Genomic DNA, 12,490 nt, shown 5'->3' on the forward strand with positions numbered 1-12,490 from the left:
TTTGACACAGAAATGAGTTCGCTGGCTCACTCCCAAAGGGCGAGTTTACTTGGCTTCTATGCGTTGTTACCGATTATTGATTTAGAGCCACTAGATCTTCAAATCGGCGCCTAGCCTAGTAGCCAAGTAATTCTCGCTGAAACGAGCACCTTGAGGTAGCTTGGGTATATAGACTCTTGCATCTATCAGCTTTATATCAAGGCTTTATCTCAATTTTACACGGGCATTTCCCTGAGATTTTCTATACTCAGTGGATAAGAGCAAAGATAAAGGCTGAGAATGAGCGAGCAACAGGCATCTAAAGTGCTGGTGGGTTGTGAAGAGTGCGGCTTGGTGACAGAACTGCCTGTATTAACTGACGGGCAGAAAGCCTCCTGCCCACGTTGCGGGCACACATTGGCAAAACATATCAGCCAGCCTTTTCAGCGGCCGTTATCGTATGGTATCGCCTGTTTGATTATGCTGGTACTCAGCATTAGCTTTCCGTTTATGTCTTTCAGTGTGCAGGGGATCAGTCAGGAGATCACCCTGCTTCATGCTGCAAAAATGCTCAGCAATTTCAAAAATAGTTTACTTGCGGCACTGCTCTTGCTGACAGTGGTCATCTTACCTGCCGTTTATATCACCATCGTGCTGTACCTCTACTGGGTTGCCAAGAAGCTATCATTAACTACTGGGACGAAATCAGTTCGTATGTTCGAGAAGCGTCTGTGCCGGGGCATGACCGTTATCGAGCCCTGGCTGATGGTGGATGTTTTTCTTATCGGGGTTTTGGTCAGCCTGATAAAGATTGCATCATTGGCTGATATCGGCCTGGGAATGTCATTCTGGGCGTTTTGTTTCTATACGCTGCTGGTTGTGAAATGCGTGTCCATGGTAGACAGAACGTGGTTATGGTTGCAGTTTGCCCCGATGTTGCCTTTGCCTGGGCTAAAGGTTGGCGATAGTCACCAATCGGCTAATCATGTCGGCTGTCATACCTGCGCCCAGCTTAATCCGATGCCGGCAGTTTCTCATGCTCGTTGTTGCCGCTGTCATAGTATCTTGCACCCCTATCACCCTCAGCAGAGTCTGCAACGAAGTTGGGCATTATTAATTGCCGCCGTCGTCTTCTTTGTTCCGGCTAACTTGTACCCGATGATGTTCACTGTCAGTTTGGGTAACTCGGAGGGCTCGACAATCATGGAGGGGGTTGTTCTGCTGTGGCAATTAGGTTCGTACCCGATTGCCGCGGTTATCTTTCTGGCCAGCATTATTATTCCGCTTGCCAAGATCTTCGCATTGTTCTGGCTGTACATGAAAGCACAGGCTGTTGGTTCAACTGACGGCCGACAGGCGATTCAGCGATTAAGGCTTTATCGGATCACCGAGTTGATTGGTCGCTGGTCAATGATTGATATTTTTGTTGTCGCCATTCTGGTGGCTTTGGTGCAGCTACAGAACTTGATGGCTATTTTTCCGGGACCGGCAGCACTGTCTTTTGCCAGTGTTGTTATTTTAACCATGTTGTCGGCAATGACCTTTGATCCAAGGATCTTCTGGACAGAAGATGGGCCGACTACCTCTTCGAGCAATCACGAGCAGGCATCATAAGAGACGGGCTGTGGTAATTAATAATAAAGAGAAGCCAACTATGAGTGATAACAAGCAGGAAAAAGCTGAAGTTCAGGATATCAAGCAGATTTCTTCTATCTGGCTTGTTCCGGTGATTGCACTGGCAATCGGCATTTGGATGCTCGCTCAATATATGATGAGCAAGGGGCCGGAAGTTACCTTGTTGTTAAGTACTGCCGAGGGCATTGAGATCGGAAAAACCGAGGTTAAGGCACTTAATGTCAGGGTCGGGATTATCACGGATGTGAGCTTAAATGATGACTACAGTGCCATTATTGCCACAGCGCAGATAGACAAAGATGCCGCTCGTATGCTCAAGGAAGATACTTTGTTTTGGGTGGTAAAACCTAGGATTGGTAAAGAGGGGGTCTCCGGGCTTGAGACGCTACTGTCCGGTGCCTATGTCCAACTTCAGCCGGGTGTCAAAGATAAGGAAAAACTCGAGTTTACGGTGTTGGAAGTGCCGCCTGTTGCCCCACCTGATGCTAAGGGGATCAGGCTGGTTCTCTATCATAACGAAGCCGGCAAGCTTGGAGTGGGAGACCCGGTGTTGTATGAAGGTTTTACGGTCGGGCGGGTAGAGAAAGTAACCTTTGATCCCGAGGCCAAAAAAGCCAATTACCAGCTGTTCATTTTCGAACCCTATAACAGTCTTATCCGCAAGCGAACCCGTTTCTGGTTAACATCCGGCGTGGATTTGCAGATGTCTGCAGAAGGATTCAACTTTAAAATAGGTTCGATCGAGTCTCTGATCACCGGCGGGGTCAGCTTCAGGGTGCCAAGAGGCAATGAGCCGGGAGAGTTGATCACTCAGGAGTTGAGCCGGTTTCGGCTCTACAACAATCTCAAGCAGGTCAGAGAGCGCTTTTTTGATGAATACCTCGAATATGTCATGTTGTTCGATGAATCGGTTCGAGGTTTAAATTCAGGTGCTCCTGTCGAGTACCGAGGGATTCGCATTGGGACCGTGAGGAAAGTCCCGCTGGAACTGCCGCGGGCTGTGAGCGGCTTTGCAAGTAAGCAGATTCCGGTTTTGGTTCGCATCGAATTGGGTCGGATATACGAACATGTCGATGTTGATAGTTTGCCACAGCTGAAAGAGAATCTTGAACGAGAATTTAAGGCCGGGCTCCGTGCCTCTTTGAAGACCGGCAACCTGCTAACAGGGGCACTGTTGGTTGATACCGAACTCTATCCGGAAGAACCGCTGCCTGAATTACCACGCTATGGTAAGTATGATGTTTTTCCGACCAAGGCTGGTGGATTTGCTCAAATTCAAAAACAAATCAGCGCTATTCTGAGCAAGATAAATAACCTGCCGGTTGAAGATACCCTGGCAAGCTTGAATAACAGCCTGAACGCTTCGCAGAAAACGTTGCTGGCTACTGAGAAAATGGCGAACGAGCTGGCTGTGATTTTGGCGAATCAGGATACTCAGGCTATTCCCAGCGAAGTCCGTAACAGCCTGCAGCAAATTCAGAATACCTTAGATGGTTTTGGACCGGATGCCGAACCGTATCGTAATCTGGAACAGGCTTTGTCACGATTTGAACAGGTAATGACAGAGCTTCAGCCGGTATTGCGGCAGATAAATGACAAGCCAAATTCATTGATTTTTTCGGGAGAAAAGGCCAAAGATCCTATTCCCGTCGGGGGGATTAAATAATGCGCAACTGGTTAATGATATTGGGAGGATTACTTGTTGGTTGCAGCAGTCAGCCAGAAGCTGTCAGCAATACTTATCTGCTACCTTCCGGAAACCAGACCGTCACGTCTGCGATTGCTACAAATCAGCCTTTGCTGGTGGTTCGCCCGGTGGAAATGGCCGAGCACTTATCAGGCACTGGACTGGTTTATCAGCTTAGTGATACCGAGGTAGTACAGGCGCAACAAAACTTGTGGGCGGAGAGTATCAGCGAACAATTGACACGCAGAATAAACAACGACCTTCGCCAGAAGCAATCTACGTATTGGTCGACGGAGCTAACGCCTGCCTTATCAACAATGGGGGTGCCGAGGCTTCAAGTAAAAGTGAATCAGTTTAATGGCCATTATACCGGAGTCGCTAAGGTTAGCGGTGAGTGGTTGTTGATCGATGCGAAAGGTGCGCTTCAGGGGGTCTATCCGTTTGCTTTTCAAGTCCCGCTGGAGCGTGACGGCTACGATGCGCAGGTGAAAGCTCTATCAGAAGCTGTTAACAGGTTAACGACCCAAATGGCTCAGCGAATAGCGTTATTCACTATGAAAACCTAGCCCTTGAACCCCACAGCTTCTGAGAAGGTTAAGCTTTCAGGATGAAGTCAACTAAGAAGGTATTCTCGCCACCTAGCCGAGCGAAGTTAATCGCCGCCCGATGGCGAGTTGGGTTGTTATTTATGCTGGAAGCGGTAATAGCCATTTACCCAGCATTCGGGAAGCTCCTCCCCTGAAGGGAAAGCCAGCTCTTGTTTGTCGATTGCGACAGGATCGGCAAGATCTTCCCCTGATTGGAACTGAACAGTGACATTCTGTGAGAAAGGATTAATCAGTGATGCCATATCTACAACATCGACTAAATCTCCAGTCCGCGCCTCTTTCAAAAACATACCGAGAGCCTCCACTATTTCGTAATGATTTCTCGCTTAACGGTTTAAGTATGGTCGATTTTGCTGTAATTGGCGGTTAATGCGCTTGGCTTCGACAGTGGCCATTCACTTGCTCTCAATCACATATTTAGAATCACGTCTAACACAATGATTTTTAATCAGGCTTTACTATGTCAATTTATCCAAATTGAATGTTATCGCTAGATATAACCAGTGGAGTTGAAATGGGCCGTTATTATTGGGGCATCGATCTTGGCGGGACCAAGATTGAGTGTGCAGTGATGTCTTATAAGGATGATCAGTGTGTGTTGCGCAAGCGTCTTGCGACCGAAGGAGACAAAGGCTATCGGCATATTTTGCAGAGGATCAAACGGCTCATTGATCAATGTGCGGAAGAAGTGGGTGAATACCCGGCTTGTGTCGGGTTCGGTACGCCGGGCACTTTAGATCCGCAAACCGGTGTGATGAAAAACTGCAACTCGACAGCCTTGAACGGCCAGCCGCTGGATAAAGATCTTGAAAGCCTCTTGCAGACTGAAGTGAAACTGGCAAATGATGCTAACTGTTTCGCGTTGGCCGAGACCTGTCTGGGTATCGTGCCGAAAGTCAAACCCGATGCCGAAGTGGTCTTCGGTATTATTATGGGCACAGGTGTCGGCTCTGGCCTGGTCGTGAACGGTAAGCTGATCAATGGCCGACATGGTATTGCGGGCGAGTGGGGCCATAACGTCCTCGAGGCCAATGGCGATCCGTGTTACTGCGGTAAAGCCGGGTGTCTGGAAACGGTTATTTCGGGCAAAGGGCTGGAGAGCTATTATCAACGACTGGCCAATCAGTCGGCGAGTTTGCCAGAGATTGTTGAGTTGGCCGAATCCGGCGATAGTTACGCTCAGCACACTTTGACTCGACTGATTGAGAAATTCGGCCTTGCTGTTGCTCAAATCATCAATGTCATCGATCCGGATGTGATTGTTGTGGGCGGCGGTGTCGGCAATGTTGACGTACTTTATGAATACGGCCCCAAGGCAATCCTACGCCATCTGTTCAACCCGGTACTTGAAACCCAAATAGTAAAACCAGCGCTCGGTGATAGTGCTGGCGTGTTTGGAGCGGCAATGCTGGTCAAGTAGCTCTGTGTACGACACGTTGGCACGTTGAGAAAAGCGCTATTTGTAGTGTGGAATAATGTTGAAAGAGTAAGAAAAAAGAAGAGGCTGATTGCCTCTTCTTTATATGAAGGTTAGCTTGTGCGGAGTCTAGTGGTTTAGAAAATAAGGTTAGAAAACAAAATTAAGCATTAGAGTATATAACTGCGCATCTTTGTCTTCTCCGGTGAGCTTGGGGGGCGAGATAAAGGCACCAGCCCCAAATTTGTCGTAGCTGCTGCTATCCATAAAGACACCTTGCCATTCGGCATTCAGCGAGATGGAGTAGCTGATATCGTAGCGCAAGCCGGCGGTAAGGCTTTGTGATTGTCTACGGTGGTGGCTTTCTGCATACACCAGGTACGGGGTAAACATGTCGTAGTTGTAGGCACCGCTGACATACCAGTTCGTTTGTATCTGGTCGTTCTGAACTTCGGCCATAAACTGCCATTGGTCATGCGAGTATTCGCCGCCCAGGGTATAGACATTTAAGATTTCCGCTGTTGGCGTGGCGGCAGGCAACTGAGTGAATTTCACATGCGCATAGCCTAAATGCACTCGGTAGTTAAAACCGCTCAGTTCAACCGACGCCCCGGCAATTCTATCGGTATCAAAGGTAAGTTTATCGTTACCCAGTTCAGTTTTGTATTCGTGCTCGAAGGCATAATAAAGTGACGCTGTCACAGCTGCCTCGTCGGAAATATCACTTTGCCAGGCTGCAGAAAGGCCGTCGTAGAAAGTGAAGCCCATAAGGCTGTCGTAGACTTCCTGCGGTGGCCTGGCCCAAGTGTAGGCTTGACCAACATAGTAGTATTCAGAGACAAGAAATAAGGGGACTCGCTGGCGACCGCCCCTGAATGAAAAGTCCTCATACTGATAGCCAAGGTAGGCCCACTCCACTTCGGGATCAGACCAATTATCCTGCGGGCGCTTAACGATTTGCAGAGAGGCATTAATATCATCAGTCATGCTTAAATCAGCTTGGAGGCCAAAGGTGGTGTCACAGTCATAGCAGGTACTATCGTCAATCTCTCTGTGAACAAAGAGCGGCGTGCTGTTATCCGACTTGGTTATTGAGGTAGAGCCAAAGCCGCCGACAGAGAAGTTATCGGTTACTTTAATTGCGGCGTTTGAGGCAAAAGAAATGCCTATAAGCGGTATAAGAATGAATATTGAAGTCTTCATAATCTTACTCTCCCTGTAAGATTGTGATAAGAATATTGGCATTTTCCGGGACCTCACTGACAGGTGCATAGGCTATTCCGTTAGGGTTCCTGTTCAGCCATTCGATAATATCTTTTATATCGTCACTGTTGAGCTCTTCTGGTGGCGTCCCTTTTCCGGAAAAAGACAGGCTTGCCCAATATCCATTCATCTGGGAAATGGATTTGCCCAGTAACATATTATAAAAATCTTCCCGGAGTATGGATGTAGTGGGTAAATCAACCAAAACAATCTTAATACTGCCATTTAATTTTTTAGTTCTCCCCTTATAAAGCATTCTCGCCTTACTTTTACTGAGGGACGGGATCTCATCATTTAGTGAAAAAACAGCAAACTCGACATCTTTTCCATTGCTATCGTTAGCAAAACTAGAAAATGAAGGCAGTAAGAACATTATCCCTGCAGCAAAAAGGGAAATAAAACTTTGAGTGTTCAGTCCATTGCACATCAAAAAATTCCATTTATCCTAAAATAATCCTAATATAAATAATAGTATACATTGATGTGACTACAAATGGACATATGCAAAGGTTCACGTTCAAGGAGAAGGTATGAGCCTGTTAAATAGAATATCAATAAAGACAAGGCTGCTCTGTCTAGTGGTGTTGCCACTAACATTTTCCTCCATTTTTACAGGCGTAGAGCTTAGTGAACTCTATAATAAAGTCCACTCTTTGAATAGTTTGAGCGCAAGAGTTCAGTTACTTGAAGAAATATCGACTTTTGGGACATTGGTTCACAAATTGAGGACAAGTCGATTGGAGTCAGCGGATGTGCTTGATGAAAAGGATCAGGCTATTGAAGCTGCATCACAATATTCGACTTTGCTTACTGTCGCTTTTGAGCCTGCCGAGCAGGTTGAAGCTTCTGCTGTTGCGTCGGATATGATTGAGGTTCTTCAAGATTTTGAAGGCGTTGCCAAGGAGGATGTGACTGATTGGTCAGACTGGGCTTCCGATCTCGTTGGGCAGTCTCTGGAGCAATTGGAGAAAAGCAGCCTTACTGTGGGCGATGAACAGATTGAACAAAACCTATCTATTCTCTACCAGTTAAAATGGCTTCAAATTTGGGCTCAGCAAGAAAACTGGTATGTACATTTGCTAAACAATGAAGCTACAAGAGATGAGTATTATCAAAGCTTATTAGTTTCGGTGATAGAAAGGCAGCAACTGTTTATCGAACGTTATTTATCTATTAATGCGACACCAGAGCAAATTGATCTACTCAGCAGAACATTTACAAATCCGGCTTTTTCAGAGAGTTATAAATTACGTAGCGAAATATTGGCAGGAGAAGAGTCAGATAAAGATATTTCAGCAGGTATGATAGCGTTTAATGAGCGTTTTCGCTTAATTCAATTTGTTGTCAACGAGGTGAGTGCGCAGTTAATTTACGAAGTGAATGATTGTATATCCAAGTCAAAGCAACTGATGACTGTCTATTTAGCCGTTATTGTCCTCTCTTTGCTGATCATGGGCTATCTTGGTTCAAACTTGGCTAGACGTGTTATTTCTTATCTTGGTCATATCTTAAAGACCATGGCTAATATTGAACAGCAGAATAATAGCGACTTGCGGATAAAAGAAGATGGCAATGATGAATTTACCGTCTTTACACGCCAGTTGAATGTACTCATCGAAGAACGCAGTGTAAACCAAGCTAACTTATTGAAAGCTAAAGAAACCGCCGAGAAGGCGAACATGGCAAAAAGCTCTTTTTTGGCCAACATGTCTCATGAAATACGTACCCCTCTAAATGGCATTATTGGCATGTCGGGTATTATGGCTGATACTGACCTCTCTCCTTCTCAGGCTGAGTATCTCCAGACTATAGAAACGTCCTCGCAAACTTTATTGCTACTAATCAATGATATATTAGATTTGTCAAAAATAGAGTCTGGCAACCTGGTACTTGCGCCTAATGAATGCAATGTCAGTGAAGTTGTCTATGACACTATGAGTATCGTGATGGCGAGGGCGACTGAGTCAAAACTCGATTTACAGGTGAAGATTGCACCGAATGTACCGTACAGTGTGGTTGTCGACGAGCACCGACTTCGTCAGGTGCTGATGAACCTGTTGTCTAATGCCGTTAAATTCACGTCGGAGGGAAGTGTGACGTTGGCCGTGGATTGTCTGCTCAAACCGGACAATAAAGCCGATTTACTTTTTTCCGTCATAGATACGGGCATTGGGATTGCAGAGGATAAACAATCGCAAGTCTTTGCACCTTTTGTTCAGGAAGATGGCTCCATTACTCGTCAGTTTGGTGGGACTGGTCTTGGTTTGGCTATTTGCCGCCAGCTCGTTGAATTGATGGGGGGAGATATTCAACTGAAGTCAGAAAAAGGAGCTGGCAGTACTTTTAGCTTTACGCTGGAAGTAGATATTGATGTGGTTGCTACTCCTTCCCAAAGTTTCAATGGCTTGCGCTGTTTGTTGGTTGGAAGTGATAACGAGGCCGTTGCGCTTATCCGGGCGGAGTGTCAAAAGTGGGGGATAGACGTATCGGTTGGTGCCGATCTCTTAGCGACGGATTTGACCTCAAGCAACTATAGCCTCGTTATATATTGTCAGCAGTCTCTGGATCTGACACAACAAAAGATACCAATGATCAGGCAGCACTTTCCACAGGCCGCTTTAGTGATATGTAGTAGCCATGGCGATACATTACACGACTTCGGTTCAGAAATAGATGGTGTGATTACGCTTCCTCTCCTCGGTCAGCGTTTTACTAAAGCCATTCAGGCGGCAGTAAAGGTTGTTGAACCAAGTCTTGCAGTTAAATCGGATAAAGTGCAGCCAGAACAGAAGACTTCTCCGACAGCAGACAAACATCAGGTGGCTACTGAACATTTTGATGATGAAGAAAATATCATATTGATTGTCGAGGATAATTTGGTGAACCAGAAGGTTGCCTCTTTGTTCTTGCGAAAGGCGGGCTTCGGTTATGATGTCGCGAACAATGGGCAGGAGGCCGTGGACGCGATCAGGCAAGGTAAGCAATACTCAGCTATTTTGATGGATTGTATGATGCCGGTTATGGATGGCTTTACGGCAACTGAGGAAATCAGAAACTGGGAAAAAGAGAGTAAGATCTCTGGTCGATTGCCCATTATTGCTTTAACTGCCAGTGTACTGGATGAAGATATTGCCAAGTGTTATGAATCTGGAATGGATGATTATGTTGCCAAGCCGTTTAAGAAAGAAGTGTTGCTAGAAAAACTGGAATCTTTGACTCAATATGCATAATTCACAAGGATTTTTGCAGGTAAAGCTAGATGTCGGGAGGCGATTTTAGCGTGGTGTCTTGTGAGAGATCTCTTACAAAGGCGTGGGAGATGTGAAAGATTGTTGTAGGACTCTCTCGCAATCAAAATAAAGTTGAGAATTATCAATCGCTTAGCTATGTGTTGTCAGTTTTGCTGAAGTTGAGGCAGAAAAATGTGAACTTCGTGTGTTGCTTAGATTTCAAAATAACGTAATCTTTACCCCGTCGGAAGGAACTGACGGAACGGAACAGGAAATATGCCAGGGAGATTGGCAACCTCAGGATGAGGACGGTAGATCAGGAAGATTTATCGAACATGGACTGTGAAGGGACAATCGGACGGAACCGATATAGCAAATAGGAAATTTGCTAGTCAGGATGACAAAACGGACTACTTCAGGATGAAGCAAGGGACACCTCCAGGAAGGAGATGAGAGTCGAGACAGGATGCTTCGACGGGTCAAGGTATGACCGAAAGGACATCTCTAGGAAAGAGACAAAAAGGACTAAGCTGAAGGAATCAGCAAAATCATGGAATGATGCAGGGAGCACCATAGTAGCGGGAATGCTGCAAGTAAGACCTAAGGGCGCGACGAATGTCGCGCCCGCTCTTTTTATAACCCCACCTAATTGGCAAATACCGCAGTTTTGCAGCCTACGTCATACTCCCAGCAAAGACGTAATAGCCAGCAATAGCGTTATTTTCTCTTAATTGCTTTTACTTATATCGCTGTAATAGGACCCTGTAAATTATCTGCTTGGTAGTTTATTTAAATGGTATTGGGTAAGTCAGGTCAAAAATCAGTAAGAAAGATATAGCCTCAACTCTTCGAAGTTATTGATGATGATTTGTTGCCCCTCTGGGTTTGAATCCAAAACGTTGATATCAATATTGTAAGTATCTAAGACATAGCGAACTAATGCCGCATTAGTCGGAATCTGAAGGACGTTGTCATTCATGCCATAATCATTGGCAATGACAGCTGCTTGAGCAGCCGTAAAGCGTGAGTCTGGTGTTAACTCAACAGTAACTTTTGTATTCCATAGCTTATCTTGGTTTATTCCCATAATCATTTTGTCGTTGACATCAGGTATGTTCCGAATCCGGCTTAACACAAAATCTCTATATCCTTTTGCGTGTTCACAATAAGCTCTAACGTGCCATCGTAATGGAGTACAAACTAAGGTGTGAGGTGAAATGATGCGTTCGACCTCTTTTCCATCTTTTAGTGATGTGTAGCTTATATCGACACGTTTCTTTTCTCGGATTGCCTGAATGAGTGGGCGAAGAACTTGAGGTGAAATATTGCGAGTGATAGGGCGAACCATGGAGGTATTCTCAAACCCCATGTCAAGTTCACCAAAAGTGATAGTGATATCTTCACTGCGGGCAAGTATGTGTAGATATTCATCAGCATGGCCGCTTGTTAGTTTTGGTATGAAGGAATTACTAGGTTTATAGCCTTTTAACGACTTGTCGTATATAAGGCTTCCAGGGGCAATATCATTTAGGTAACTGTTGATGTCTTTAGAAGCTTGTTGCCGACCAATCCCAAAACTTTGTATTAGATGATTTGTCGTGAGCCTGCCCTCCCATAGGGCGATAATTTCGACCAATCTATAGCGAAGTAAAAGATCCCAGCGTATCGGCCATTTATTCATCAGTGTTAATCCTGTCTAATTATGCTACATGTATATGTAATCAGTATTTACCTGTCGCTAGTGACGTCATATTATTTGGGTGTTTTACGCCCGTCAATAGGGTGTGTATTAAAATGAGCAAAGCCCCTAAATAAGTCGGTTTGCCTGTTATATAGAGATTCCATGGAATGTTTAGCGTTAGGTATCTAATGAATTTGGACATACTGAAATGAAACTGAATCAATATCTCAACAAAATTTCGCAGGGAGATTCGATCAACCTAGCTCGCTTTATCAAGTGCTTACCATTCTCAGACATGAATGAATGGCGAAAAATCTATAGTGCTACTCGTGTTCGGGATGGCCATCAAATGGAGGTGCTTGATGAAGAGAGACATAGCGCGCTTTTTGAACCAGAGGTAAGCGATAGAGTAGGCTCATCACATTTGGGACGCTCGCATGCTTTTCCAAGTAGTTTCGCCCATGTGTTAGTTTTGAACAGCACCACTAAGTCACAGGTTCCTTTTGTGGTTGTATCTGATGCCAATGGTTACAAAACCCAAGGAAAGCTTATTGGCCAGCGGGCGGTTCTTATAGAGAATATTGAAAATTTCTATCGATATCGGGAGTTTCTAGAGTTAATTGGTCATCCGTTATTGGCTGAAAACTCAGACATTATTTTCGGTTCTGGCAATCAAATATGCCATCATCTGAATACGCCATTTCTATCGATTTATGATGAAATATACTGCGCGCAAGATGTTGAATTAGGGGGATTAACAATATTCAACACTCTTAAAGCCTCTTTTTCTCAATGCGTTTGGCTGGCCCCAATTGAGTGGGAACCATTTAGAAGCAAATTTAAGCTCAAACCAAAAAATGGTACTAACTTGGCTAAGGCAATAATGCTGGCTCGAGATCTTGGTTTAAACGAAGAAGCTGATCTCATGAACCAAACTCGTCATTTTATGGAGCAGGAAGCCTTCCTTCCTGTATTTAAACAGGATTAATT

10 protein-coding genes are annotated in these 12,490 nt (G+C 45.1%); 6 read left to right on the forward strand and 4 right to left on the reverse strand.

Going from position 1 to position 12,490, the window contains the following annotated elements; genetic code table 11:
* The first annotated feature begins 279 nt into the window (after positions 1–279).
* The 3 genes from EIZ48_RS26205 to EIZ48_RS26215 are packed head-to-tail and all read left to right on the forward strand — an operon-like array spanning position 280 to position 3,867.
* A complete protein-coding gene (locus EIZ48_RS26205; RefSeq protein WP_160658151.1) occupies positions 280–1,593 on the forward strand; it encodes a paraquat-inducible protein A in 1,314 nt (437 codons plus the stop codon).
* 40 nt (positions 1,594–1,633) lie between these two features.
* Positions 1,634–3,280: an intermembrane transport protein PqiB gene (gene pqiB, locus EIZ48_RS26210; protein WP_160658153.1), complete on the forward strand. Its 1,647-nt coding sequence runs from the start codon at positions 1,634–1,636 to the stop codon at positions 3,278–3,280.
* The gene (locus EIZ48_RS26215) at positions 3,280–3,867 is read left to right on the forward strand and encodes a PqiC family protein (RefSeq protein ID WP_160658154.1); all 588 of its coding nucleotides are present in this window, start codon (positions 3,280–3,282) and stop codon (positions 3,865–3,867) included. Before pqiB ends, EIZ48_RS26215 begins: the two co-directional genes overlap by 1 nt.
* Before the next feature lie 116 nt (positions 3,868–3,983).
* Here EIZ48_RS26215 and EIZ48_RS26220 read toward each other — a convergent pair whose 3' ends face one another.
* Entirely contained in the window at positions 3,984–4,199 is a 216-nt protein-coding gene (locus tag EIZ48_RS26220) for an acetyltransferase (RefSeq protein ID WP_160658156.1), read from the reverse strand.
* Between the two features lie 224 nt (positions 4,200–4,423).
* Here EIZ48_RS26220 and EIZ48_RS26225 point away from each other — a divergent pair, with 224 nt between their 5' ends.
* Positions 4,424–5,329, forward strand: coding sequence for an ROK family protein (locus EIZ48_RS26225; RefSeq protein WP_160658157.1), 906 nt, complete (start codon positions 4,424–4,426; stop codon positions 5,327–5,329).
* A gap of 147 nt (positions 5,330–5,476) precedes the next feature.
* Here EIZ48_RS26225 and EIZ48_RS26230 read toward each other — a convergent pair whose 3' ends face one another.
* Complete coding sequence (locus tag EIZ48_RS26230; protein ID WP_160658159.1) at positions 5,477–6,529, reverse strand: hypothetical protein; 1,053 nt, start codon at positions 6,527–6,529, stop codon at positions 5,477–5,479.
* Between the two features lie 4 nt (positions 6,530–6,533).
* Positions 6,534–7,016, reverse strand: coding sequence for a hypothetical protein (locus EIZ48_RS26235; protein ID WP_160658161.1), 483 nt, complete (start codon positions 7,014–7,016; stop codon positions 6,534–6,536).
* Positions 7,017–7,119: 103 nt separating this feature from the next.
* On the opposite strand from EIZ48_RS26235, the gene EIZ48_RS26240 reads away from it, so the two are divergent.
* Positions 7,120–9,819: a hybrid sensor histidine kinase/response regulator gene (locus tag EIZ48_RS26240; protein WP_160658162.1), complete on the forward strand. Its 2,700-nt coding sequence runs from the start codon at positions 7,120–7,122 to the stop codon at positions 9,817–9,819.
* A gap of 820 nt (positions 9,820–10,639) precedes the next feature.
* Here EIZ48_RS26240 and EIZ48_RS26245 read toward each other — a convergent pair.
* Entirely contained in the window at positions 10,640–11,500 is an 861-nt protein-coding gene (locus EIZ48_RS26245) for a helix-turn-helix transcriptional regulator (protein WP_160658164.1), read from the reverse strand.
* Positions 11,501–11,708: 208 nt separating this feature from the next.
* On the opposite strand from EIZ48_RS26245, the gene EIZ48_RS26250 reads away from it, so the two are divergent.
* Complete coding sequence (locus tag EIZ48_RS26250; RefSeq protein ID WP_160658166.1) at positions 11,709–12,488, forward strand: hypothetical protein; 780 nt, start codon at positions 11,709–11,711, stop codon at positions 12,486–12,488.
* The last annotated feature ends 2 nt before the right edge of the window (positions 12,489–12,490 follow it).

The sequence above is a fragment of the Photobacterium alginatilyticum genome (assembly GCF_009910675.1).
GTDB lineage: Bacteria > Pseudomonadota > Gammaproteobacteria > Enterobacterales > Vibrionaceae > Photobacterium > Photobacterium alginatilyticum.